This is a genomic window from Geminocystis sp. NIES-3709, from assembly GCF_001548115.1.
Classification (GTDB): Bacteria; Cyanobacteriota; Cyanobacteriia; order Cyanobacteriales; family Cyanobacteriaceae; genus Geminocystis.
The window spans coordinates 2,082,055-2,107,254 of the sequence record NZ_AP014821.1; the positions used below are offsets into that span (position 1 = coordinate 2,082,055).

Here is a 25,200-nt window from a genome sequence, read left to right on the forward strand (position 1 = left end):
ATTAAGTTAAATTACTGTGGTATCAAATAAGATATAATTGATCAATTATTTTAATTTTTTTTTTGCATTAATTTTTATATTAATCTCTTAACATAATCAAATCTATTTGTTTATATAAGTCCTGTAAATTTTCATTATTATTAATAACTATATCAGCTTTTTTTACTTTTTCTTTTAAAGACATTTGGCTATTTATACGAGAAATTGCCTCTTCTTCTGTTAAATTATTCCTGTTTTTTAATCGATCGATTTGAGTATAAAAATCACAAGTAACAACCCAAATATTATTAACTAAATTAGTCATTTTTGCCTCAAAAAGTAGAGGAATAGATAACACAATAATAGGATTAGATAAATCTTTTATTTTATTTTTTAAATATTCTTTAACAAAGGGATGTATTTTATTCTCTAACCAAAGTTTTTCCGTTTTATTATTAAAAATAATATTTCCTAATTTTTCCCTGTTTAAACTACCATTATTTAATAAGATGTTTTTTCCGTAACGATCGACAATATCGTTAAAAATAGGAGAATTAATCACTACAGCATTTTTTGCAATTAAGTCTGCATCTAAAATAGGAATCAAATACTTTTCTTGTAAATAATTCGACACCGTTGATTTTCCTGTGGCAATGCCCCCCGTTAAACCGATAATTACTTGTTGTTTTTGATCCATCACACACAAACATTTAAAAATCTATTAAAAAAACTGTATATTATTAACTAATAATTCTATTATGTTTAACAATAAATACAAAATGTAGTTCTTATATGTAAAAAGAAAATTAAGCAGTATTGTAAAATTACTTTTGCCTATTGTGTAATTTAACCAAGCTCAAATTATCTAATCTCTAAGTATATTTGAAATTTTCTTTAATTTTATAGTTTTCAAACAAGAAAATAGATTTCTCAATTTAATTTTAAGGCATTAACAGGAACTTCATCCCAAGAGTCCACTGTTTTTAAAATTACTTGCCATCCTTCTTGTCTCTGCTCCGTAGTGAGTTCAGTTTCCCAATTTTTATGACAATCTTCAGCCATAGCTTTATTTTTAGTCGCAATACAAGCCTGTAGAATTCCACAAGCATCTCTTTGTTCATTTACCCAAATAGTCATAATAGTTTATAGTTGATAGTGAATAATTTAGTAGATGTGTGCAGACTTTTGTTATTAGTTCCAATCAATAAATTAAATTTTTTGGTAAGTTTAATGATTAGACATTTTCAATAATTAAAAGTTAAAAATGATGTCTATTAATCCAAATATTTATTTTATTCATGCAATTTACCACTAGAGTGTAAAAATCTTATCTCCGAATTCTCCATATCTAATTTTAATTGATTTTATCCCCAACAAAACAAACAGGTTGACTACCACCTGGCCTGCTATAAGCAGATTTTTCTCCACATTGTTTTCCCGTAGTATCAAGATCATAAGGACATTCACAATTTCCCTTGAGAGGGTTACGAATTGGTTTTGTCACAGTGGGAAAAGATTTTTGCAACAGAGTTAATCCTGTCATTATTAATCCCACAACCACAATTAAAGCTAAACCACTAATTAATACTATTTTTGGGTTAAAAATTTTACTGAAAAGATGATTTCTTGAGTTATTAACTGATTTTTTTTTCTTTCTCGCCAAATCTGACCAAAGAGGTGGATCTACGGCTAAATTTTGACAAATAACAGGCAACCATGACGATCCGGGGGCTTGTTGTTCAAGGTGATATAAGTCCTGAATTTTTGCTTTAGTATCTTTGACAGCTTGATATAGTGTTTCTCCTCCTGCGTAGGCTTGAAGAAAAAATTTCAAAAATTCTTGAGCAACTTCATCAGGTACGGCTTCGCGCATGATAATAGTTTGAGGTAACTGTAAGTCTGATAGATTAAAACCTAATCCTAAACCATCACAAGAGTTGAAGATGGCTAATTCTAAGCCGTTATGAATGGCTTTAGCAAGGGTATTTTTTAATCTTTGAATATCGATCGTTTCGTAGGGATTAATCTGTAATAAACCACCTTCACTATTATTGTGACTAGAACTATGACCTGCAAAAAATAAAATTTGCCATGATTGTTCCCATAATGGAGTTAATTCTGCTAAATTTGGTTGATCTAAAAATACAACTTCGGCATTAGGCAAATCGTTTAAAACACGTCTATCTCTTTCTACATCTATTCCCCGTCGATCGCCTAAAATAGCTAAAATTCTGACTTTTTGAGGATTATTAAGATCATTCGAGCGATTTGGCTTTTGACAATTAGGTTTACTTAAAGCTATCTCTGTTTGTGGATAAAGATGCCACACTGACCATAAATGCCAAGGCAATTGCCATAAACGCACATCAGCAGTTTGAATAACAAAACGAATTAAATCTTCTTGGTGTAGGTGAGGAAAAAGAGCAAACAATAAAGATTGTACCTCAGTATTTTCTAACCATTGATTCAGATCTAATTTGAGGATATTAATATATTCTTGACATTCAGTAACTGCTACATTAGTAACTTGAGCAGAAGCCGCACCTAAACGTAAAGAAATGGCTAAACTGCGATAACTAGATTGCCAATTAATATAACTTTGATAAACACTTGGGGAAGGAGGCAATCTACCTTCGGTTTCGACTAACAAATCTTTGGAGTCATCTTCAGTTAGGCGGATAGTAACAGAAAAACCTTTTTCAAAACAACCTTCTCCTATCTTAAAAACAATTAGTTTCTTCCCCATTACACCCTAGATAGTTAATAGTTGATAGTTAATAGTTAATCGTGGAATGAAGAAAGGTAAAAGAATCAGTAATTAGTGATTACGTTTCCTCTACCTGTCTTTTTATCTTTATCTGAAGCCTACTGCTGCCTGCCATACAAAGGCTAAAAGTAAGAAAAATAAAGGAATAACTGGTAATACATCAACTAAAGGCTTGAAAAGTTCGTAAGCCTCTGGTAATTGAGCGAATAGCATCATTGCTTCCATAATAATAAATAGTTCCTTGCTAAACAGATTTTTATAATCAGTATATTATACTATCAGACCTGTTTATGGTTGAATGAGGAAAAAAATGAGAATTATATTAAATTTAGTTAATATATACACACTGCCAAACATTATAGTTTTATTTATAAGGAATAATTTATACTGAACATAATTTATTTTTCCAGTAATTTAAAAAATTTCTTTTTACCAATTGATAATTGACAATTGATCCATTAAGGGTTTAAAGCCTCCCCTTTCCTTTTTAAGGGAAAAAGATAAGAGTTTGATCTTTGACAATTCAATCAAAAGCGAGTTCTAGGTTCGAGGGTTTTTGTCAATTGTTCATTGTTGAATGAATGACTAGAAAATATAACTATCCGTCATTATGTTTGTAAAATGAATCCACAATCACCTGTTAGCTTCACGATCGAACAAGATATAACTAAAGAAAAAACTGCTGATTTTCTACAATGGCAATGTCAAGTATTAGAGGTGTGTAAAAATGTTGAAGGATATTTAAAAACAGAGAATCTCCCACCATTAAAAGGAGTTAGAGATAAATGGCATACAATCCTTTATTTTGATAATGCTGAAAACCTTACTAAATGGTTAGAATCTGATACTCGTCATCAATGGATGAAAATGCGAGAAAATATCGGTGGTTATCGCTTTATTGCTTATAAAACGGGTTTTGAAGAATGGTTGCTGAAACAAAAAACCTTACCCCGATGGAAACAAGCATTAACAGTATTATTTGGACTTTATCCAACTATTATGTTGCAAACCTTGCTTTTTGTCCATGTACCAGTGCTTGATCATTTTCCTATTCCTGTTCAAACCCTCATAAAAAATGCTATGGGTTGTTTTGCTTTAACATGGTTTGTAATGCCTATGGTAAGAAAAATTTTTTTATTTTGGATTGAACCTTCTCAACCATCCAAAAAAATCAATTTTATTGGAACATTATTAATTTCGATCGGGCTAATATTAATGGTATCTTTATTTCAAAAATTATTACCCTTTCCTTTGATTAGATAGCATTAGAAGGTTTTGATAACGTTCCGTAAAAATAGGTTATACAGGATCAATTGCGAAAAAAATGAGAACTATGTTAAGTTTAGTTAAGAAATAGTTGTTACAATTGATCATAACTAAAAAAAATAGAGCCTAGAACAAGCTAACTACTTATTCCCTCTTTCAACAAAAAATATAAAAAACTATGAAATTATCTTGGCGTACCGTCCTTTTATGGACAATCCCATTTTTAGTAATCGGCTTTTTCCTGTGGCAAGGAAGTTTTGCCACTAACGTTAGTGATAATAATAATACCGCTAGTACCCGCATGACCTATGGAAGATTCTTAGAATACTTAGATAAAGGTCGAGTTAGCAGTGTTGATTTATATGAAAATGGACGAACTGCGATCGTAGAAGCGATCGATCCTGAATTACATCAAGTACAAAGATTAAGAGTTGACTTACCCGGTGCATCTCCTGAATTGATCACCAAATTAAGAGAATCCGGAGTTAATTTTGACTCTCATCCTTTACGCAACGAGGGTGCTATCTGGGGTATTCTTGGTAACTTAGTTTTCCCAGTATTATTGATTGCTTCTCTATTCTTCCTTTTCCGTCGTTCCAGTAATATGCCTGGAGGGCCTGGACAAGCGATGAATTTTGGTAAATCTCGCGCTCGTTTTCAGATGGATGCTAAAACAGGGATTCAATTTGACGATGTGGCAGGTATCGAAGAAGCGAAAGAAGAATTAGAAGAAGTTGTTACTTTCCTTAAACAGCCTGAAAAATTCACTGCGGTAGGTGCAAGAATTCCTAAAGGTGTTTTATTAGTAGGTCCTCCCGGAACTGGTAAAACTTTACTAGCTAAAGCGATCGCTGGGGAAGCGGGTGTACCTTTCTTCAGTATTTCTGGATCTGAATTTGTGGAAATGTTTGTTGGTGTTGGTGCTTCCCGTGTAAGAGACTTATTCAAAAAAGCAAAAGAAAATGCTCCCTGTCTCATTTTTATTGATGAGATTGACGCAGTGGGAAGACAAAGAGGAGCAGGTATCGGCGGTGGAAATGATGAAAGAGAACAGACTTTAAACCAACTCTTAACAGAAATGGATGGTTTTGAGGGTAACACTGGTATTATCGTCATCGCCGCTACTAACCGTGCAGACGTTTTAGACTCTGCTTTAATGCGTCCGGGTCGTTTCGATCGTCAAGTGATGGTTGATCCCCCCGATTTCAAGGGCAGAATTGGTGTTTTGGAAGTTCACGCTCGTAACAAAAAATTAGCTTCTAGTGTTTCTATTGAAGCGATCGCCCGTCGTACCCCTGGTTTTAGTGGTGCGGATTTAGCTAATTTACTCAATGAGGCCGCTATCTTAACCGCCCGTCGTCGTAAATCTGAGATTACCCTTTTAGAAATTGATGATGCCGTCGATCGAGTTATTGCAGGTATGGAAGGCACTCCTTTAGTAGATAGTAAAAGTAAACGCTTGATTGCTTATCATGAAGTAGGCCATGCGATCGTTGGTACTTTATTAAAAGATCATGATCCAGTACAGAAAGTAACTCTTATTCCTCGTGGACAAGCTCAAGGTTTAACATGGTTTACTCCCAACGAAGAACAAGGATTAACCACCAAAGCCCAATTAATGGCAAGAATTGCCGGAGCAATGGGAGGCAGAGCCGCCGAAGAAGAAGTCTTTGGCTATGACGAAGTAACCACTGGTGCTGGAGGAGATTTACAACAAGTTACGGGAATGGCTCGTCAAATGGTAACACGATTCGGCATGAGTGAATTAGGCTCACTTTCTTTAGAAGGGCAAAGCGGAGAAGTATTTCTTGGCGGTGGTTTTATGAACCGTGCAGAATATTCTGAAGAAACGGCATCTCGCATTGACTCTCAAATTAAGACTTTAGCCGAACATGGACATCAAATTGCTCGTCAAATTGTACGGGATAATCGGGAAGTGATCGATCGTCTAGTCGATTTATTAATTGAAAAAGAAACCATTGACGGTGAGGAATTTCGTCAAATTGTGGCCGAATACACCACAGTCCCTGAAAAAGAACAATTTGTTCCTCAACTGTAAATTTTGATTTTCACTTTTCCCCCTGAATTACTCAGGGGGTTTTTTATTTTTAGTGAAATTTTGTATCAAGATGAATTACTACTTATTACTCACAAATTTATATCTTGCACTTCTATCATAAATTCTCGATGACGAGAGATAAAAGTGACAAGAATTTATTTTTCTCGTTTTATCTAGTTGGTGTTATTCTACCAGTACATCAGTTTAATAAGGATTAGTTGGAACATTTAAACCTCGATCGCGCAAGAAGTCACCCGTTTCACGAGAAGGAGTATAATTATAGCCAAAACCACTATTATTTTCGGCGTCATCAATAACTTGAGGCGTGAGCATCACGATAACCTCCGATCGACGATTATCCTTGTTTGTGGCACGGAATAAGGTACCAATAAGAGGTAAATCACCTAAAATAGGCACTTTTGACACCGTATTTCTTTCCTCATCGGTAATAATACCTGATAAAATGATAGTTTGTCCATCTCGTAAACGAATTTTACCAGAGCTTACATTTCTTTTGATTAATGGAGTAATAATATTAGAAGCACCACCACCACTATCAAAAGTTTGTGGAGTACCAGGGGTGGAAATGGAAGGAGACACTTCTAAACTAATAAAACCATTATCGTCAATTTTAGAAATGTTAACAGAAAGAATTAAACCGGCGGGAGTGATTTCTGGAGTAATAGTTCTAATACCAGTTTCAGGATCAACTTCGGTTACAACACTGGTAACAATATCCTGAACTAGTTCAACTGTACCTACTTGCCCTTCTTGCACTACAAGAGTAGGATCTGTTAAAACCTTTCCGTTACCCGATTGAATATTCGCTCGGATTTGTGCAATAAAAGCCTGTGGGACATTAAAATTACGTCCTAGTACACTACCTAGTGATTGATTAATATCTAAATTTTGTAAATCTGCTCCCGTCTCGCTAGGAGTAATACGACCTGTATTTGGATTTCCCGGACTTGGAAATCCTCTGAGATTTTGCGAACTTGTCCCAAAGTTAATAACTCCTAAGCCCCCCTGTTGAATAATTCCTGTATCACCAACTGCCCCAGAAAAACTCATTCCAAAGCTAGTATTATTATCTAAAGCAATATCAATTACTTTGACATTAACAGCTACTTGACGACGACGAATATCTAGTTGAGTTAAAAAATTAGTTGCCACCTGTATTAAATGAGGTTCTCCGACTAAGGTAATCGTTTCATGAACTGGATCTGCGTGAACAGTTAAACCTTCTAAAACTAAAACTTCTCCTTCTTTTGGTTTTATATCAAGAGGAATTACCGTGTATTCTTCTGTAATATCTTCTACCGCAATGTCCGAAGTTTGTTGTCCTGTTACCTGTCCTGTATCTGTACGAACAATATCTCTTCTTTCTCGTGTTTCTACTAATTGAATAATGTTACCTTGAGCACCTAAAGTACCCAAAAATCTTGCGGCACCTACCGCACTATACTGATTTAAACGAATGCTACGAGTTATCGTATTTTTCACCGATGGTGGTAATTTACTACCCACAAAAATAGTATTACCTTGACGGTTTGCTTTTAAGCCAGAAATCATTAATACACTATTAAAAACATCTTGTACGGGTTCGTCTTGTAAATCTAAGGAAACGGTACTCGTGGTTTGTCCTTCTGCCTGTTGATCTGTGAAAATTATATTTAATCCTGCGGCTCGACTCAATAATGCTAATACTTCTGTTGCAGGTGCATCTCTTAGTACTAAACGAGGAACTGTTGCATTCGTTCCTAAGTCAATAATAGGAAAATTATTTGTAACATTAGAAACCGACATATCTCCGACGGGAGGAGCTACCGCTCTGGAAAAAGGAGGTGGCACTGGTTGTGTATTTTCAACGATTTTGCCATCAATTTTGATGGTAGGATTCGGAACAAGAACATCTTGTTCATTAGATGGAAAAGTTTGAGCGATCGAATCTGGGGGGGGTTGAATCTTAAGTTTTTTATTAATACTAGGATTTGCTATTGCTAGAGATTGCCAGCACAGAAGAATAACAGCACTACTGCTCAAAAACTTGATTTGATTAAAAGAAAATTTGATCATCGATTTTAACTCCTACACACGATTAAATTTTAAAGGATAAAATTAGGATAATGAAATAAAGGTTTGCAATTCGTCATAAATAAAAAAGACCTAACCTAGTTAGCTGGTTGTTCACCTTCGGCTGGAGGAGTACCTTCTGCTGGTGGTGTAGTGCCTTCGGCTGGAGGAGTACCTTCTGCTGGCGGTGTAGTAGTTTCTGCTGGTGGTGCCTCTGGAGGTTGTATATTGGGAAATACAGCTTTTAAAGTTAAAGTAGTTTTTAGGGTTGGCTCCCCAACGGTTAGTAATTGGTCATTTTCAAATAAATATTGGGTAGGATTAATAGTAGAAGTACTCAAATTTTGGACAACTATCAGTGGTTGTAACCTTTCTATATCTTGTAAAAAAAGTTGTAACTGATTAAACGTACCTTCCAAGTCAAGATTAATGGTTTTTACTTCAAAATTATTAGTAGCAAGACTACCAAGAGAATCATCAGCAACCACTTGTTTTTCGCCGGCGGGAACGTAACTATTCATTTTCACGTTACTAAAATTGGTGAAACTATTGACATCCAACAATAGAGTATCTATGGTTTCGTCATTAGAGAATAGTTGCATTACATCTTCTTTAAGATCTTTCGTTTCTTGTAATTCATTCTGTTTCCCAGCAATAATTTGTTCTAATTCAGTAGAACTTAGTTGACTTAACTGAGATTGTTTTTCTTGTTTTTGGTTATTTAATTCTGATAATTCAGTCCAAATAGGAAGCACTTGAGACCAAAAAAGATAAGCGGCAATTAAGAATCCACCTACCCCAATGGCGATACCAGAAACCTGGGGAGTAAATGTAATGCCAAATGCTTGAGGATAATCACCTGATTCCCCAAATCCGTCATCTTGGGGATCAAATTCGTCAGACGTGGTAAAAGATGTTGTCATTGAGTTGTTTCTCCTTCTGCTGGTGTTTCTGTTTTTGTTTCAGGTTCAGCTACAGGTTGTAACCGTAAAGCTCCTTTTCTTTGTAGATAGGTCAATCTTGACACAAGACCGATAGCACCTCTACGATTGAGAAGATTCAGTAATTCCTCTGAGGATTTATCATTAATTTCGGTGTTAATGGTATAGAGAAATACTTTTGGTAAGGTCACGTTGACAGACTCCGTGTTGGTATCTACCGATGTAGGAGCAATGTTGTCATTACCGATTATTTGAGATCGACTAGAAACCACAGTACCCGGATTGTCAGCTATACTTGTCGTGACTAATGTAGTTGCTTCTGGATTAAGAAAACGAGAGTTTTTTAGAGTTAATAAAAAATCATTAACAAGATCATAGGAATCGGCATAACCATTAATGATGAGAGATTTGTTTCCCGATTGGTTAATAGTCTGAATTTGAATCCCTGAAGGAGTGACACTACCAATTTCTGATAACATGGCAGACCAAGGTTTAATTTGGTTAAAGACACTAACCAAAATACCTATTTCATTACTAATAGCATCTATTTCTGTCTGAATTTGTTGAACTTGAGTATTTTGTCCTTGTAATCGTTGTATTTCTGCATCTAACTCAGCGATCGTTTTGTTAGTTGCGGCTTTTTGATTATTTAGGAAAAATAATGCCCCTCCCGTAGCGGCAATGAAACCGACGGCGACACCAGTACCAATCAAAATGGGTAACTGAATGGTTTTAGGAGTTGTTTTTTTAAATGCAGTGGTACCACTAGATGCGTCTAATTTACGATCCTTAAGGAAATTAATATCAATGTTGTACATAATTAACTCATCCTCATACCTAAACCGATTACTGTACCTAATCCGGCTCTTTGCATGACAGATAAATCCTCTTTAAATGTTAAAGATAAAGCCGAAATTGGATCAATCTGCATTGCTGGAAGACTCAATTTTTTAGTAAAAAACTCGTCAATTTGAGCTAATCCGGAACCAGGTCCTGCTAAAAGCAATTGTACTACTTCTACATCACCACTTTGGTTAAGATAGAAATTGATCGATCGACGCAATTCATCTACTAATTCCCCTAAAACCCTTAACAGAGAATCCATCCCCGGATTAATCCATGTTTGACTACTGGTGGTATTAGTTGTCGTTTGCTCTGGATTATTAGGGATCGTAATCTCTTGAAGTAATTCTGTATTTTTAGAAGTGGGTAAATTCATGGCTTGGGCTAAAGCCGTTTGCATTTGATAAGTACCGATGGGAATTGTTCGAGAAAATTGAGGCACACCTTCCACAATAATAGCGATTTCTGTAGTATCAAATTCAATATCTACTAAAACCACTGCTTCACTGGGAGAAAATTGTTTTAATTGCTCTTTGATAGTTCTAATTAAAGCAAAACTATTGATTTCTAGCACATTAACTTTTAAACCCGCTTGTTGAAAAGTCTCCAAATATAAATCAGTAACTTCTCGACGAGTTGCCACTAATAAAACTTGTACTTTTTCAATGCCATCATCATCTACAAAATAGCCCAATTTTTGATAATCGAGATCGACTTCTTCTCTGGGATAGGGTAGATAAAGACTAGCCTCATGGTTTAGTACTTGATCCCGTAATTCCTGATCATTTAATTCAGCAGGAATGGGAATAATACGAATAATCGACTCTTTCATTGGTACGGCGGTAGCGATTTGTTTGGGTTTAACTTTCGCTTCCTTCAATAATTGATCGATTAATTCTGCCAATCCGGGAGAATCAACAATTTGTCCCTCTTCAAAAATATTATCCGGAACATCGATCGAATGATATTTTAAAAGTTTATATTGTTGTCCTTTTTTTGCTAGTTGAGCTAGGGTAATTTTGTCAGGATTAATTTCTATTCCTACTCCATTACTGCCTCCTCCAAGCAAATTGTCAAAAAAACTTAACATTGTCCCTGCTCCTTTTCCGTATTTTTACGGATTCAAGATAAAGATTTTATAAACATATATTACCCTATTCAAATTAATAGATGATCATTTTAATTTTTAGGGATAAAAAATTATAATTTAATATTATCTCACTGTAGCAAAACGACTCTGTTAATTTTTTTTATGTTTTATCTTTTTGATTTTAGGTGTTAGATAATCAAAACCGTAATTAGGTTGTATAGCGATTATTAGTTAGTGTGGTTGGCAAATAAACCAAATTTATCTAAACTCAAGTTAAAATGTAACTATAGTAGTCAAATGCCCAAAAAGAAAATGAGTGAGACATTATCCCGAAAATTAAAAAAAATTTATCGCCAAGAAAAAATATCGACTTTTCTGGTTACTTTTGGGGTTGCAGATGCCATGTTAGGAGGCTTTAGTCAACGGTGGACTCTATTATCATTAGGTGTTTCGATCGCTGTTGCCGGAGGTGTGATAGGATGGTTACAAATCGAAAAAGCCCGCAAAGTAGCTTCTTTATCTACTCCAAGAAGGTATCTTTCTCCCAGTCGTACTAATTTACAACCACTCCCTACTCTCAAAAGAAAACAAGATTATCGATAAAAACTAGGTTTATTTTTTACTTAGTTATTAATTGTAAATCGATCGAGTTTTTGAGAGAACAAATTTTGTAAAAAAGATTGTCTTTGCGTTGCCGTTTCAGGGCCAAAATTCCATAAACTTTCATAAAAGAAAAATCCTACTCCTCCAAAACCTTTTTCTCTGGTGGAATTTACCTGCTCATTAATTAAATCAAAACCGATTGATCGACCTTTTAAGCCTGTTAAAATACCGATAGCAGTGGGAATATGATCTTTAGCCAATTTTAAGTCTTTTTGAGCTAATTCTCTATTAAAAGAATCCATATTATTACGATAAATTTGCACAATTAATTCTTCGACTAAACCTTTTCTTTCCCATTTTGCCCAATCCATTAAAAACTCATTTTTAGAAAACTCTTGAGGATTGGGAGAAACTGAGACAATTACATTATTTTTTACCTGTTTAATTAACTTAAATAAAGTCTCCATATAATTAGTAATTTTATCTGCTCGCCATTGTATCCAATCGGGATTTTTAGAATCTAATGGAGGTAAATTTCCTTGATGTTCTCTACGATATAATTCTACTGTATAAGGATCATAACCAAATTGAGAAGGATAACCAAAATGATCATCGACTTGGATACCATCAATATCATATTTACTGACAATTTCTAAGATTAAATCAGCGATAAAATTTTGTACTTCTGGATTCAAGGGATTTAACCAAACTCTTTCATGAACATTTCCTTCTAACCAAATTTTACTACCGTCTTGTCTTTGAGTTAACCATTGTGGGTGAAGTTTAGCTAACTGAGAATCTGCTGGTGCCATAAATCCAAATTCAAACCAAGGTATCACTGCTATTTTTCTACTATGAGATTCTTTAATGATTTCTGTTAATACATCTCGATTTTGTAATCCTTCTGTGGGATCAATTTTTATGCCCGTGATATTTTCTGCTACTTGACTAGGATATAAGGTATAACCCCAATTCCATAAGGTGGGATATACTGTGTTAAAGTTTAGTTGGTTTAAAGTTTCGATCGCATTTTTAGTTTTGTCTTTTGAGAATAAAACATCACTGTCAATATTTGTTAGCCAAACACCTCTAATTTCTCTATTTTTCAGGGGTTGACTATAGGAAATTTGACTAATACTATAAATAAGAATAAGAGTCAAAAAAAATACTAAAATTAGGCGAAAAAGTCTCATATTTTAAAATTTAATTAAGTTTCATTACAAGGGTATAATTTTTGAAAAAATAGCTACAAATAAAAGATACCATAGATACCAAAATTACTATTTTATTCCGTTATCGATCGTTTATGACACCAGAACAAATACAAGAAGTAAAAAATCTTAGAGAGTTAGGATTATCTCCCAAACAAATTGCTCGTAAATTAGGTGTACGCCCTGTTGCTATCACTGCAATTATACAAAAACAAGGAGAAGAAGAATATTTGGCAAAAGTAGAAAAAGGAGAATTATCCCCTCTAAAACATTGTGTCATTAATAAAAGTGCCGCTCAACATTTATTACAATCTCATAAACCGAAAAATTCTTCGGAAGAATTAGATAATATAGGTTTTGCCCAAATTTTAGTTACCAGAATTGAACGTAATAAATTGTGTGTATGTAGTAGTCTAGTCGATATTTACTGTCTTGGAGTTAAGGATGCGATCGAGCCTAGAAGAATGGATATTATTCAGTATCAGAATTTTTTACGGGAAGTTTATCGAAATTTTGAGGGTGGCTATGTAGAGATTACCCTTGAAGAAGCACAATCAATTATTTTCGGTGCGATAGAATACGCTGATAAGCTAGGATTCAAACCTCATAAAGATTTTGAAGCAGTTAAACCCCTCTTGGGTACACCCCCAGACAAACTATTATCGATGGAATTTGGTAAGGATGGAAAGCCTTTTTATATAAGTGGCCCCTATGATAATGAGAAAAAAATCATTAATACTCTAAAACAAAGTGTCGGAGAAGGTAATTTTAAATATATGATGGCATTGTAATTTTAGCAATTATAATTGATGATAGTTGGGAATAGGGTATCGCTAATTGTCATGAAATTAAACTTAATACCTACTCCCCATCAAAAGACTTTTTCAGCACCCCCTATTTATTCAGCATATCCTCAAAATGACGATAATAGGCTGAGATAATCACCAAAAGCCTATTATCTAACAACTATTAAACTACAACAATATCCTGATTCGTCATGGCTAATCCCGTACTTAAAGTGGCAATTTGTACAGCCCCCGTTGCACCATTACCATCAGAATCAAAGAAAAATGCACCACTACTGGAATTATAGATGAAACGATCGGTGGAAGCGGTTGCCGATGAACCGACACGGAATTGATTTAATGGTAAAGTACCCAAGGATAAACCACCACCAAAACCATTACGACGAACCAAAATAGTATCATCACTAACGCTAAAGTCTGTAATAGTATCAACTCCTTCATTCACAGTAGTAAAACGGAAAGAGTCAGCACCAGTGCCACCGATGAGACTATCATTTCCTAATCCACCAGTAAGAGTGTCATTGCCACCACGGCCATTTAAGGTATCATTTCCTTCTCCTCCCGTGAGAGTATTGTCAAGGTTATTCCCCGTGAGACTATTATTAAGGGTGTTTCCTGTACCATTAATATTTGTTGCTCCTTCTAACACCAGATTTTCGACATTTGCTCCCAGAGTGTAGGTAATGGTTGATCGTACGGTATCTGTACCCTCATTGGCATTTTCTCCCACTTGATCCCCTGTGGCATCTACATAAAAAGTATCATTTCCCGTACCACCAATCATGGAATCATTGCCAATACCACCAGTAAGAGTATCATTGCCACCACGTCCATTAACCGTATCATTTCCCGTACCACCATTAAGAAGGTTATCAAGATTATTCCCTGTAAGACTATTATTGAGGGTGTTTCCTGTACCGTTGATATTTGTTGCTCCTTCTAACACCAGATTTTCGACATTTGCTCCCAGAGTGTAGGTAATGGTTGATCGTACGGTATCTGTACCCTCATTGGCATTTTCTCCCACTTGATCCCCTGTGGCATCTATATAGAAAGTATCATTGCCCGTACCACCAATCATGGAATCATTACCAATACCACCGGTAAGAGTATCATCACCACCACGCCCATTGAGAGTATCATTTCCCGTACCACCAGTCAGAAGGTTATTAAAGTTATTCCCCGTGAGACTATTATTAAGGGTGTTTCCTGTACCGTTGATATTTGCTGTACCTTCTAACACCAGATTTTCGACATTTGCTCCCAGAGTGTAGGTAATGGTTGATCGTACGGTATCTGTACCCTCATTGGCATTTTCTCCCACTTGATCCCCTGTGGCATCTACATAGAAAGTATCATTGCCCGTACCACCAATCATGGAATCATTACCAATACCACCAGTTAGAGTATCATTGCCACCACGTCCATTTAAGGTATCATTTCCTTCTCCACCAGTCAGAAGGTTATTAAGGTTATTACCTGTAATATTGTTCCGTAAAGTGTTTCCTGTGCCATTGATGTTTCCTGTTCCCTCCAGCACCAGATATTCTACATTTGTTCCTAAAGTGTAAGTAATAGTCGATCGTACCGTATCATTACCCTCACTCAATAATTCTACGACTTGATCCCCTGTGGCATCTACATAATAGGTATCATTGCCCGTACCACCGATCATGGAATCGTTGCCATCTCCACCAGTCAGAGTATCATTGCCATCTCCACCGGTGAGAGTATCATTGCCATCTCCACCGAATAAGTTATTTTGTCCTATGCCATAACCAGCATCATAGATATAGTCATTGCCGTTACCGCCATTCAGGGTATCATTACCAACACCGCCGTCAACGTAGTCGTTACCATCTCCTCCCACTAGGTTATTATTGCCATCATTACCAAAAATACTATTATTGAGAGTGTTTCCTGTGCCGTTAATATTACCAGCACCTGTTAAAATTAGGTCTTCTACATTTGTTTCTAGAGTATAGGTGATGCTTGAGAGTACTGTATCTGTACCCTCATTGGACAATTCTACTACTTGATCTCCTGTGGCATCTACATAGTAGGTATCATTGCCCGTACCACCAATCATGGAATCATTGCCAATACCACCAGTGAGAGTATCATTACCACCACGTCCATTCAGAGTATCATTTCCTTCTCCACCACTCAGAAGGTTATTAAGGTTATTACCTGTAATATTGTTCCGTAAAGTGTTTCCTGTGCCATTGATGTTTCCTGTTCCCTCCAGCACCAGATATTCTACATTTGTTCCTAAAGTGTAAGTAATAGTCGATCGAACTGTATCGTTCCCCTGACTTGACGATTCTACGACTTGATCTCCTATGGCATCTACATAGTAAGTATCATTTTCCGTACCACCAATCATGGAATCATTGCCAATACCACCAGTGAGAGTATCATTACCACCTAAACCTATTAAAGTATCATTCCCGTCAACACCATTAAGACGATTATTACCACTATTACCGAGTATAACGTTATTACCAGTATTACCTGTCCCATTTATATCTCCTATACCCGTGAGAGTGAGATTTTCCACATTAGGGGGTAAAGTGGTGGTAACAGAAGCGGAAAGAGTATCTGTAATAGTCGTTGTGGACACAGCATTCCCTAAAGTTCCATTCGCAGGATTCGTTAATGTTAAGGTAAAGTTCTCATCAGGTTCATTTAAAAAATCATTTAAAATGGGAATGTCAATAGTTTTAGTTATTTCTCCGGGAGAAAAAGTCAAAATTCCGCTAGTTTGCGTATAGTCTAAACCGTCAGAGGCACTTCCATTGGCAGTAAAATATTCAACAATCACCGTCTCAGTAGTCACAGAAGAAAGACTAACTGTGTAAGAGACATTTTGAGGATTCGTAAAACCTTCTACCACCGTTTGACTTTCACTAAGGTTTATTATAGGTATGATCGGTTGAACTTCAAATATTAAAGACCAACCACTAATAAAACCATCATCCTCTGAAGGAAAATCATCAACTACATACAAACTCCATATACCGTTGGGATCAGTCTCAAAAAATGTACCTAAGTTTGTACCATGATCTCCAGAAGGGGCTGGGGTGGGGAAAGGATCAATAACTCCTTCCGTTTCATCCAATCCGACTAAATTGTTAGGTTGATAAGTGCCATCGACTCCCACATTTGTGTCATCAATAGGGGTGAGGGCATTAGCATCAAAGTTAAAGGTGACACCATCTATAGAAGTCCCTTCTCCTATATCCGACATTAAAATTGTAGTTGCTCCTGTAGGTCCTACTAATAAAATATCTAAATCTCCTGCCCAAGTATGACTAACACTATTAAGTACTACGACAATATTGCTAATTGTACCTTCAACACTAGAGACATTAATCGAAGAAGGATAGGGATTTGTTCCATTACTGTCAATAATGATGGAAGTGTTGTTAGTGAAAATCAAAGTATCATTATCCGTGATGGTTGCTGTGGCGGTATTACTACCTACAAGTATATAGTCTAGCGGTGTTTCGATCGAAGCAATAATGGTTTCATCCAGATCAGGGTCGGAATCATCGATGGTGGGTAGAATAATTGTAGCGGTAGTTGCATCGGGAGCAAAATTAACTGTACCTATTGTATCACCTGCGTAATCTAACCCCGATGTGGCACTCCCCGTCAGAGTATAATTAACAGTTAATGCACCACTGACATCTCCCCCACGAGTGATAGTAAAGACAGTGTTAGTCAGTCCAGTTTCTGTACCATCAGTCGTTTTGTCGATCGAAATAGTATTCGCACCTTGAGGTAGAAATGTTCCCGATAAAGAATATTGCCCTAAACTACCATAATCGGTATAACCTGTCGGGGTGCTTGAGAGGGGATTACCCGTGCCAACACCATCAATATGAAGAAAATATTGTCCAGCACTCAAAAATAAATCAGTAAAACTAGCGGATAAAGCATCTAGGGGATTAGATTGAGCAATTAAACTTCCAGCACTGTTATAAATTCCCGCCCAGATGTCCAAATTAGGTCCATAGGAATCTAAATATTCGGTAGTAAAACCGCCTAAACCATCGGAAATCAAAGCTCGTGAGGAAGGAAAAATATTAAAATTAATAGTGCCGGTAGTAATATTAAAAGAAAATATATCGATGTCCGTGTTTCTTTCAATAATGCCAAAACTGTTTAAATTATTAGAAGCTAATCCTGTAGCAGTATCATTAATGTTACCATGATCATCAATACGATAATCGAATCCATTATTTGTGGTGATGATGGTTAAATCATCTTCTGTCCGATTACCATTATAGTATTCACTGGCTTTTGTCCACTGAGTGACATTATCATCAACTCCCTCTGCAAAACCTGCTCCCATAATAGGTGCCCAACTTGTTTCTCCTGTACCATGACCACCATAATATTCAGTGCTAGGAGTTTGTCCATCATGATCTAATCCTAAAGTATGACCAACTTCATGGCTAATAGTTTCTCCCCCGGCATAAGCACCACCATTGAAAACTAAAGCAACTTCATCAAAATCTGAATTGAAGGTATCCAAATAGGCTGTTCCCCCTCCACCTGCGTTGATAATGGGGTTTCCTGTATCCAAATTTAAGTTATCCGTCATCACAGCTCGAATACCCCAGCGAGTGTCACCACCACCAGTATTAATTAAATCTCCTAAGTCCGTAGGTTCTTCCGTCGTTACATTTATATTAAAAGGGGCAAAATCTTCGGCTACTCTTTGCCACATTAACTGCATTTCTTCCAATTCAGTATTACTAAAAGAATTAGGATCACCGTCACTGTTATAGCTTCCCAATGTTAAAGAGCCACCATCTTCCCATACACTGCTATTCTTGAAATAACCGTTAAAGTCCAAATAAATCGTGTGATTCGCATTTGGATTACTATGGAGTTTAAATGTATTTCCAAATGCTGTAGGTGCTTGATTACTTAAAATTGCGGATTCTTTTTCCTGAGATTGTTCAACGTAAGGTATAAAGCAAGAGCCACATTCACATATTAGGGTATGAGAATTTGCTTCTCGATTAATAGATTCTAAGCCTTTATTTAAAGAAATTAGTGGAGAGTTTTCTGGTGTCGATAATAAAGTAGAAGAATTAGACACTGCTTCGACTACTATTGATTTAATTTCTTCTACAGAGTTTTCTTCAAAAAAACTTTTTGCAAAAAATATATAATTATCTTCCTCATCATAAAAAATATGATTATTTTCTAAGGCTTTATCTTCTACGATCGAAATTTTTGTAGAGGTAATTTCATCTGTTTTTCTGTCTGGAATTTCCCAAGTCTTAATCTGATTTAATTTGTCTTGATTATCTTGACTAAATTCGATGGGATCTAGAATATAATTCTGTAAATCAAACTCGATCGAAAGTTCTGTTTCAATAGCTTCTGGAATAGTCAAATTTAGGTTATTCATAGCAATATTAGAGTAAGATATAAGATTGTAAACTTGGTTAATAATATTCAAAACTTAAGCAAAACAGTTCTTTAACCCTTAATTTTTGCTTAAAACACTATGACTAAAAATAGGGAAATTTCATAAAAGTTCGTAAGTCTTTACGATAGAAGGATTTGATTTTACAACACAAAAAAAACCTTGCTAAAAGAAAGTTTTGAAAGTGGAAATAATTTCAACTATTCTTTTTCTTACTGTGATATTTATAAAATTTTGCTATAGATCTCGAAATCAAGATAAGGAAATTCTAACTAAATTTCTTTTTTTTTTTTAATTTCAATCACAATCGTCATAAAAATTTACATAAAATAACACAATACTTAAAGATTTTTAAGAAGTTAGAGCCTGTTATCAATTAAGCCAAATTGCGATCGCTTAGTACAGTTATTTGTAACTTAAAACTTCTTAGGTAATCCAGCTTATTTACAAATTTGATTTACTGTAATGCGATCGAAAATTTTATGCCTTCTCACAGGAATTATTTTGTTATTATTAGTATAAATGGAATGATTACCACCTTCTCTTAAAAGATAAAAACTTTTAATTTCCAAATATTTGATCCAGTCTTTTCTCGTTGCCAACATTAAGCAACTTCAAGTGATAAAATTTCAATCACATCAGTATTGATAGGACTAACAAAATTACAAATTTAGATTCGTCAATAAGTTGAAAGTATGTTCAAAAACGTTATAGTCAAAAGTCCATCACCAAATGCTGATTCCATCAAACCTACAGTTTCTGATTGTCAACAAATCCTTGGACAACTTAATACAGGTAATTTTTATAGAAGGGTTTCACCTCAAAAAAATATCCAAAACATTATTTCTCAAAGTCAACAACAGTTCCTTAATCAAAACCGACATCTAACTCCATATAATTGTCATAGCATTTCAAAGATAGTACAAAAAAACTACTCTAACCTAGGCTACAGACAAGTTTCTGGTTATTTAATCAAATCCAACATTGAGATCAACTTTAAGGAAAACAACTCGACATCAATTTCTAACCCCCCATATTTTGTTTATCATCCCGACACTAGAAATGTTGGAACTTGGTTACACCATCATTCTGTGGTTTGTGATAATCAAAGTAATTATATTGAATGTTTACCAGAAGACTGGTATCCAATTAATGAATTTCTTTTTATACCCCATCAATCTGGAATAAAAGGTTATTTTCTTGAAGCAGAATGATCATCTGTACGTTTGGTTAAGGCAGGAAAACCAACATTATTCATTTTGAACAAATAAGTATAGGCACTCTTTTATAAGCAGGAGTTTCTGCTAAATTGTCAATGTGTGCCTTAAATAAAACATTCGCTTCAGGATAAAACATAAACGCACTACCCTGTAAAATATTCCCTGCAATAATTTCAATATTATTTAACTCTCCTGCATCGCCCTTGACTTTTACCCGTTGATTCTCCACAAAACCACCCTTTTTAATATCCTCACGATTCATCAAAATACAGTGACGATGAGGCATTCCTCGATATTTGTCAGCCGTGTTATAAACAACGGTGTTATGTTGCCCGTAACCTCTCCCACTGCCTAAAATTAACACCATACCCTCACTATCTGCACTCACCCCAAAAAATTCTTTATCAGGAATAGTTAAGACAGGTAAAGGAGTTACTTGCATTTGTGCCTTACCATTAGCAGTGCTAAACTTTGGTTGAGTAAAAATTCGATCGTCAATGGTAAATTCTTCTTTAGTTTTATCAATTTCGCCTATTTTTTGATAACCAGGGATAGTTTTAGCGATTAATTCCCTGATATAGCTAGTATCTTGTAAACCTTTCCAATTAATCGGATTTTTGCCTAAAATTTTATCTGCAATAGAGGTAATTAATTCAATTTCCGAGATTAAATCTGCATCCTTGAGGTGAGTAGTGCCGACTTCATTCAAACGCACAAAATTATTTCCTGACTCCGTAGTCGTGCGATGAGGATTCTCAAAACGGTTAAATACGGGAAGAATGAGAGTGTTTTCTTTAGCTAACCCGTGAAAATGTCCTAAATTGGGCTTAGTTGCCACATAAAAGATAGTTTCGATGTTTGATAACGATCGTTTTGCTTCTGTTAAATCGGGATTAGCACCATATAAATTACCTCCCAAACAAAACAATGTATCAATTTTTTTGTGAAAAGAAGCCGTAATTAAACCCCTTGCAGAATAGCCTTTAGTTTCTGTAACAGATTGCCCTATTATCCCTTGTAAGGCTTGTTTGATAGGCTCACTAAGTCTAATGGTAACACCCATTGAGCCAAATCCTTGCACGTTGGAATGTCCTCTTATGGGCATCGTACCCGCTCCCATTTTACCGGCATTGCCCGTAATTAAGGCAGTATTAGCAATACTTTTGACGTTATCAACACCGTTGGTATGGTGAGTTATACCCATTGCCCACGCAAACACAACTTTATCGGATTTCCCAATAGTATAGGCAACTTCTTCTATTTCCTCTCTGGATAAACCGCAAGTATCGGTAATGCTTTCCCAAGAGGTATTTTCTGCATGGTTAACCACTTCTTGCCAACCATCGGTATAGTTGCACAAATATTCAAAATCAACTAAATTCTGTTCAAGTAAGGATTTTTGAATACCCACAAATACAGCGACATCACTTCCGGGTATCGGTTGCACATATAAAGTAGAAATATTCGAGCCACCTTTAAGTAAGGATTTTATCGGAAATGCCGGGGAGGCAAATTTGACTAAACCGACTTCAATTTGGGGATTGATAATGATAACTTTACCGCCTTTATCTCGAATTTTGATTAATTCATTCATCAAACGGGGATGATTTGCTGGAGCATTTGAGCCAATTAAGACAACACAATCTGAATGTTTCAGGCTTTCGAGGCTTACCATGGAAGTGCCACTACCGAAAACCTCTTTTAAGCCTACGGTGGAGGGTGCGTGACATAAATCTGAGCAATCAGCTAAATTATTACTACCTAATGCCCTCATCATCAATTGTAAAATAAAAGCGGCTTCATTTGATGACCTTCCTGAGCTATAACTGGCAACTCTTTCTGGTAATTTTTTAAAGGCTTTTTCTGCTATATCATATACTTCCTGCCAACTAATTCTTTCATAATGCTTACTATCCTTTCTTAATATCATAGGATAGCTTAATCTTCCTAGTCGATCGCATTGTTGAGAATCTAATTGTTGTAATTCTTCGATGGTAAATTGAGTAAAAAAATCTGGTTTAATGCCTTCTTGTAATTCTGCGGATATTGCCTCCACACTTTTCGCACATCGTTGTAAATATTCTCCTTCCTCATTGACAAAACCGCCTTTTTGCCCCCCTGTACCCCATGCACAGGACAAACAACTACTTTGATGGTTCAACTTTTCCCAAATTTTGACACCTTGAGGAGAAACGCTTTTTTCTAGCCAATATTTAAGTACAGGTAAACCGCCACCGGCAGAAGGAGATTTAGTAGATTCTGTCATGATTAAACTAGGATAATGATGTCTTTTTCATTTTAATTGTTTATGGTTAACAATCATGGTATTTTTGTTTTTTTATAGTTGATATTTAATATGATTAAAAGTAATTTTTTAATGAAATCAATGATCAATTTACGTCCGGCAACTCCCGATGATTTAGAATTATTGAAATATTGGGATGAGCAACCCCATGTTATAGCTTCAGATCCGAATGATGATTGGCACTGGGAAGTCGAGCTTCATCGAAATCCCCATTGGCGAGAGCAATTAATTGCGGAAATGGACGGACATCCCATTGGCTTTGTTCAAATAATAGATCCAGCCCTTGAAGAAAGTCATTATTGGGGAGAAATTCCGAGTAATCTTCGTGCTATTGATATTTGGATTGGGAAAGAAACCGATTTAGGTAAAGGCTATGGTACAAAAATGATGAAACTCGCACTAGAACGTTGTTTTTCTGATAAGAAGGTATCGGCAGTCTTAGTTGATCCTTTAAAAGATAACACTCGAGCCCATCGTTTCTATGAGAATTTGGGTTTTAAATTTATCGAAAGCCGTTACTTTGGTGATGATCACTGTTTCGTCTATTGTTTGGAAAGAAATTTTTATCAACAAGTTATCCATGATAACATGACTCAATCTGTTGATATTCTAGGTTAATTTGTAAATGAGCGATCGCAGGAATGAGAGGTTTAGTTTCTGCAACAGTAAGACTAACTCTTACCACGATTATCTTGACTGATATATAGATAACTTTTTTATAGTTTTACCGATATTCGTAACTTGCTTATTTGCCTATGTGACATCCTATTTACTAGGTGGTGAACCTATTTTATACTGTTTTATTGAGAAACACTTTCCAAAAATTAAGTAAATCTACGGATTTTTATGATTTTTAGGTTTATAAATGAGCGACATTCTATAATAAACTAGATTTTATAGTAGTTTAATAAAATTAAGATTTTTTAATATTTCTTATTTTACAATTAGTAATAGTCATGGCTCATAGTTCTTAGCCTAATCTTGACTGCTATATATACTAAAAATATATTAAAAATTTATAGGAGTTAAAACTTTGGAGAATCATAAAGAAAAAATTTTAGTAGTAGATGATGAGGCTAGTATTCGCCGTATTTTAGAAACCCGTTTATCCATGATTGGTTATGATGTTGTCACCGCCGCCGATGGAGAAGATGCGATCGCCACATTCCATGCAACTCAACCAGATTTGGTGGTTTTAGACGTAATGATGCCTAAATTAGACGGTTACGGTGTCTGTCAAGAATTACGCAAAGAATCAGACATTCCCATTATTATGTTAACGGCTTTGGGTGATGTCGCCGATCGAATTACGGGGTTAGAGTTGGGTGCAGATGATTATGTAGTTAAACCCTTTTCTCCGAAAGAATTAGAGGCTCGTATTCGCTCCGTATTACGAAGAATTGATAAAACAGGTACAGCAGGAATTCCTAGTTCTGGGGTAATATCCATTAACAGTATCCGTATTGATACTAATAAAAGACAAGTATATAAAGGTGATCAACGGATTCGTTTAACAGGCATGGAGTTTAGCCTGTTGGAATTGTTGGTAAGTAAATCGGGAGATGCTTTTTCTCGATCAGAAATATTACAAGAAGTGTGGGGATATACACCAGAGCGTCACGTGGACACAAGAGTCGTAGATGTTCATGTGTCTCGTTTAAGAGCTAAATTAGAAGAAGATCCCAGTAATCCTGAACTTATTTTAACTGCTAGAGGTACTGGTTATCTCTTTCAAAGAATTTTAGAACCGGGAGAGAAAAAACCTAGTTAGTGAATAATTATAGATTTCCTTTAGCAGACTTTTGCTATTAACCTTGTAATTTATGTCAAAATGGGTTGATCCCTAACTGCTAACTGCTAATTTCTCATTATTCAAGATGGCACAAAAACAAGAAAATCAGTTTATCCAAAATTTGCCCTTAGTTGCAGGAATTATGGGCGGTTTTTTGTTGATGATTAATCGTTTAACTACTCCCACCGTATTAGATTCTCAAGCTCGATCGGATGCTCTGGGGGTAATTCTTTGTGCTATGCTTTTATTGACGAGTATTTTGCTACGGCAAATAAAATCTGTCCCCCCCCAAAGCGTTACTTTGATTGGTGAGGAAGGTATTGAATTTGACCCTGATTTATCTGAAGTAGTTAAAACTGAATTAGCATGGGCAAGTCATCTTATTCTCAATAATACTGTTACTAAGTCGATCGTGGTTTATTATCAGGGTAAAACTCTATTGCGTAGAGGAGTTTTTGGTGAAAATAATACCATCACCCCCGGTACAATTTTGCAAAGAGTGATGACGACTCAAAAACCTGTTTATCTAGTTGATTTAAAACATTATCCGGGTAAAATTGAGTTTGATTATCTCCCTTCTAATATTCAAGGCTTAATCTGTATTCCGTTACAAAATCAAGGGGTTGTTATCCTAGCAACAAACATTCCTCGTAGCTATACAAAACAAGATGAATCATGGATTCAAGGCATTACCGAAAAAATAGCACTGACAATAAACTCAAACACACCTAAATAGTTAAGGGTAGGCTTATTGACAACAAATAAGAATTTTATCAATTTTTAGTAATATTAAACT

Annotated in this window: 20 protein-coding genes; 8 read left to right on the forward strand and 12 right to left on the reverse strand. The window is 35.5% G+C overall.

The genetic code is table 11. The features are described from left to right. Nucleotides 1–79 precede the first annotated feature (79 nt). The 4 genes from coaE to GM3709_RS08925 all read right to left on the reverse strand — a co-directional run bounded on the left by coaE (nt 80) and on the right by GM3709_RS08925 (nt 2,971). Entirely contained in the window at nt 80–676 is a 597-nt protein-coding gene (gene coaE / locus GM3709_RS08910) for a dephospho-CoA kinase (RefSeq protein ID WP_066118440.1), read from the reverse strand. A gap of 233 nt (nt 677–909) precedes the next feature. Then, nucleotides 910–1,116, reverse strand: a complete 207-nt coding sequence (locus GM3709_RS08915) for a glycogen debranching protein (protein WP_066118442.1) — start codon at nt 1,114–1,116, stop codon at nt 910–912. Nucleotides 1,117–1,333: 217 nt separating this feature from the next. After that, nucleotides 1,334–2,725 carry a CHAT domain-containing protein gene (locus tag GM3709_RS08920; protein ID WP_066118444.1) on the reverse strand — a complete coding sequence of 464 codons (1,392 nt, stop codon included), beginning with the start codon at nt 2,723–2,725 and terminating at the stop codon, nt 1,334–1,336. A 108-nt stretch (nt 2,726–2,833) separates the two neighbouring features. Next, nucleotides 2,834–2,971, reverse strand: a complete 138-nt coding sequence (locus tag GM3709_RS08925; protein WP_066118447.1) for a photosystem II reaction center protein K — start codon at nt 2,969–2,971, stop codon at nt 2,834–2,836. Nucleotides 2,972–3,367: 396 nt separating this feature from the next. On the opposite strand from GM3709_RS08925, the gene GM3709_RS08930 reads away from it, so the two are divergent. Next, entirely contained in the window at nt 3,368–4,009 is a 642-nt protein-coding gene (locus tag GM3709_RS08930) for a hypothetical protein (RefSeq protein ID WP_066118449.1), read from the forward strand. 181 nt (nt 4,010–4,190) lie between these two features. Further along, the gene (ftsH2, locus tag GM3709_RS08935) at nt 4,191–6,071 is read left to right on the forward strand and encodes an ATP-dependent zinc metalloprotease FtsH2 (RefSeq protein ID WP_066118451.1); all 1,881 of its coding nucleotides are present in this window, start codon (nt 4,191–4,193) and stop codon (nt 6,069–6,071) included. 204 nt (nt 6,072–6,275) lie between these two features. On the opposite strand, the gene GM3709_RS08940 is transcribed toward ftsH2, so the two are convergent. The 4 genes from GM3709_RS08940 to pilM form a co-directional block, all read right to left on the reverse strand. Further along, nucleotides 6,276–8,147, reverse strand: coding sequence for a secretin and TonB N-terminal domain-containing protein (locus GM3709_RS08940; protein ID WP_066118453.1), 1,872 nt, complete (start codon nt 8,145–8,147; stop codon nt 6,276–6,278). Nucleotides 8,148–8,242: 95 nt separating this feature from the next. After that, a complete protein-coding gene (locus GM3709_RS08945) occupies nt 8,243–9,067 on the reverse strand; it encodes a type II and III secretion system protein (protein WP_066118455.1) in 825 nt (274 codons plus the stop codon). After that, the gene (locus GM3709_RS08950; protein WP_066118457.1) at nt 9,064–9,903 is read right to left on the reverse strand and encodes a PilN domain-containing protein; all 840 of its coding nucleotides are present in this window, start codon (nt 9,901–9,903) and stop codon (nt 9,064–9,066) included. The genes GM3709_RS08945 and GM3709_RS08950 overlap by 4 nt, the downstream gene beginning before the upstream one ends. Nucleotides 9,904–9,905: 2 nt before the next feature. Beyond that, the gene (gene pilM / locus GM3709_RS08955; protein ID WP_066118459.1) at nt 9,906–11,018 is read right to left on the reverse strand and encodes a type IV pilus assembly protein PilM; all 1,113 of its coding nucleotides are present in this window, start codon (nt 11,016–11,018) and stop codon (nt 9,906–9,908) included. 240 nt (nt 11,019–11,258) lie between these two features. On the opposite strand from pilM, the gene GM3709_RS08960 reads away from it, so the two are divergent. After that, nucleotides 11,259–11,621, forward strand: coding sequence for a hypothetical protein (locus GM3709_RS08960; RefSeq protein WP_231937537.1), 363 nt, complete (start codon nt 11,259–11,261; stop codon nt 11,619–11,621). 20 nt (nt 11,622–11,641) lie between these two features. On the opposite strand, the gene GM3709_RS08965 is transcribed toward GM3709_RS08960, so the two are convergent. After that, nucleotides 11,642–12,814 carry a glycoside hydrolase family 10 protein gene (locus tag GM3709_RS08965; RefSeq protein WP_066118461.1) on the reverse strand — a complete coding sequence of 391 codons (1,173 nt, stop codon included), beginning with the start codon at nt 12,812–12,814 and terminating at the stop codon, nt 11,642–11,644. 113 nt (nt 12,815–12,927) lie between these two features. Between GM3709_RS08965 and GM3709_RS08970 the strand changes: the two genes are divergently transcribed. Continuing rightward, a complete protein-coding gene (locus GM3709_RS08970; RefSeq protein ID WP_066118463.1) occupies nt 12,928–13,623 on the forward strand; it encodes a hypothetical protein in 696 nt (231 codons plus the stop codon). Between the two features lie 178 nt (nt 13,624–13,801). Here GM3709_RS08970 and GM3709_RS21775 read toward each other — a convergent pair whose 3' ends face one another. Continuing rightward, entirely contained in the window at nt 13,802–19,069 is a 5,268-nt protein-coding gene (locus tag GM3709_RS21775; protein ID WP_066118465.1) for a Calx-beta domain-containing protein, read from the reverse strand. 458 nt (nt 19,070–19,527) lie between these two features. Continuing rightward, nucleotides 19,528–19,692 (reverse strand): type II toxin-antitoxin system HicA family toxin, encoded by a 165-nt coding sequence (locus tag GM3709_RS21370; RefSeq protein ID WP_144439423.1) that lies wholly within the window; start codon nt 19,690–19,692, stop codon nt 19,528–19,530. 90 nt (nt 19,693–19,782) lie between these two features. Between GM3709_RS21370 and GM3709_RS08980 the strand changes: the two genes are divergently transcribed. Further along, nucleotides 19,783–20,301: a hypothetical protein gene (locus GM3709_RS08980; protein WP_066118467.1), complete on the forward strand. Its 519-nt coding sequence runs from the start codon at nt 19,783–19,785 to the stop codon at nt 20,299–20,301. 40 nt (nt 20,302–20,341) lie between these two features. Here GM3709_RS08980 and GM3709_RS08985 read toward each other — a convergent pair whose 3' ends face one another. Next, on the reverse strand, nt 20,342–22,573 hold the full coding sequence (locus GM3709_RS08985) for an FdhF/YdeP family oxidoreductase (protein ID WP_066118469.1): 2,232 nt from the start codon (nt 22,571–22,573) through the stop codon (nt 20,342–20,344). Nucleotides 22,574–22,693: 120 nt separating this feature from the next. Between GM3709_RS08985 and GM3709_RS08990 the strand changes: the two genes are divergently transcribed. From GM3709_RS08990 to GM3709_RS09000, 3 genes are all read left to right on the forward strand, one after another. Further along, the gene (locus GM3709_RS08990; RefSeq protein WP_066121836.1) at nt 22,694–23,230 is read left to right on the forward strand and encodes a GNAT family N-acetyltransferase; all 537 of its coding nucleotides are present in this window, start codon (nt 22,694–22,696) and stop codon (nt 23,228–23,230) included. Between the two features lie 415 nt (nt 23,231–23,645). Then, a complete protein-coding gene (gene rpaB, locus GM3709_RS08995) occupies nt 23,646–24,383 on the forward strand; it encodes a response regulator transcription factor RpaB (protein WP_066118471.1) in 738 nt (245 codons plus the stop codon). Between the two features lie 106 nt (nt 24,384–24,489). Beyond that, nucleotides 24,490–25,140: a cofactor assembly of complex C subunit B gene (locus GM3709_RS09000; RefSeq protein ID WP_066118473.1), complete on the forward strand. Its 651-nt coding sequence runs from the start codon at nt 24,490–24,492 to the stop codon at nt 25,138–25,140. Nucleotides 25,141–25,200: the final 60 nt, after the last annotated feature.

What these genes read in the sequence shown, in the direction of transcription:
- pilM (WP_066118459.1), bottom strand. Translation starts at nt 11,018, where the DNA reads ATGTTAAGTTTTTTTGACAATTTGCTTGGAGGAGGCAGTAATGGAGTA.
- GM3709_RS08985 (WP_066118469.1), bottom strand. Translation starts at nt 22,573, where the DNA reads ATGACAGAATCTACTAAATCTCCTTCTGCCGGTGGCGGTTTACCTGTA.
- GM3709_RS08925 (WP_066118447.1), bottom strand. Translation starts at nt 2,971, where the DNA reads ATGGAAGCAATGATGCTATTCGCTCAATTACCAGAGGCTTACGAACTT.
- GM3709_RS08920 (WP_066118444.1), bottom strand. Translation starts at nt 2,725, where the DNA reads ATGGGGAAGAAACTAATTGTTTTTAAGATAGGAGAAGGTTGTTTTGAA.
- coaE (WP_066118440.1), bottom strand. Translation starts at nt 676, where the DNA reads ATGGATCAAAAACAACAAGTAATTATCGGTTTAACGGGGGGCATTGCC.
- GM3709_RS08965 (WP_066118461.1), bottom strand. Translation starts at nt 12,814, where the DNA reads ATGAGACTTTTTCGCCTAATTTTAGTATTTTTTTTGACTCTTATTCTT.
- GM3709_RS21370 (WP_144439423.1), bottom strand. Translation starts at nt 19,692, where the DNA reads ATGTTGGCAACGAGAAAAGACTGGATCAAATATTTGGAAATTAAAAGT.
- GM3709_RS08980 (WP_066118467.1), top strand. Translation starts at nt 19,783, where the DNA reads ATGTTCAAAAACGTTATAGTCAAAAGTCCATCACCAAATGCTGATTCC.
- GM3709_RS21775 (WP_066118465.1), bottom strand. Translation starts at nt 19,069, where the DNA reads ATGAATAACCTAAATTTGACTATTCCAGAAGCTATTGAAACAGAACTT.
- GM3709_RS08950 (WP_066118457.1), bottom strand. Translation starts at nt 9,903, where the DNA reads ATGTACAACATTGATATTAATTTCCTTAAGGATCGTAAATTAGACGCA.
- GM3709_RS08915 (WP_066118442.1), bottom strand. Translation starts at nt 1,116, where the DNA reads ATGACTATTTGGGTAAATGAACAAAGAGATGCTTGTGGAATTCTACAG.
- GM3709_RS08930 (WP_066118449.1), top strand. Translation starts at nt 3,368, where the DNA reads ATGAATCCACAATCACCTGTTAGCTTCACGATCGAACAAGATATAACT.
- GM3709_RS09000 (WP_066118473.1), top strand. Translation starts at nt 24,490, where the DNA reads ATGGCACAAAAACAAGAAAATCAGTTTATCCAAAATTTGCCCTTAGTT.
- GM3709_RS08940 (WP_066118453.1), bottom strand. Translation starts at nt 8,147, where the DNA reads ATGATCAAATTTTCTTTTAATCAAATCAAGTTTTTGAGCAGTAGTGCT.
- ftsH2 (WP_066118451.1), top strand. Translation starts at nt 4,191, where the DNA reads ATGAAATTATCTTGGCGTACCGTCCTTTTATGGACAATCCCATTTTTA.
- GM3709_RS08970 (WP_066118463.1), top strand. Translation starts at nt 12,928, where the DNA reads ATGACACCAGAACAAATACAAGAAGTAAAAAATCTTAGAGAGTTAGGA.
- GM3709_RS08990 (WP_066121836.1), top strand. Translation starts at nt 22,694, where the DNA reads ATGATCAATTTACGTCCGGCAACTCCCGATGATTTAGAATTATTGAAA.
- GM3709_RS08945 (WP_066118455.1), bottom strand. Translation starts at nt 9,067, where the DNA reads ATGACAACATCTTTTACCACGTCTGACGAATTTGATCCCCAAGATGAC.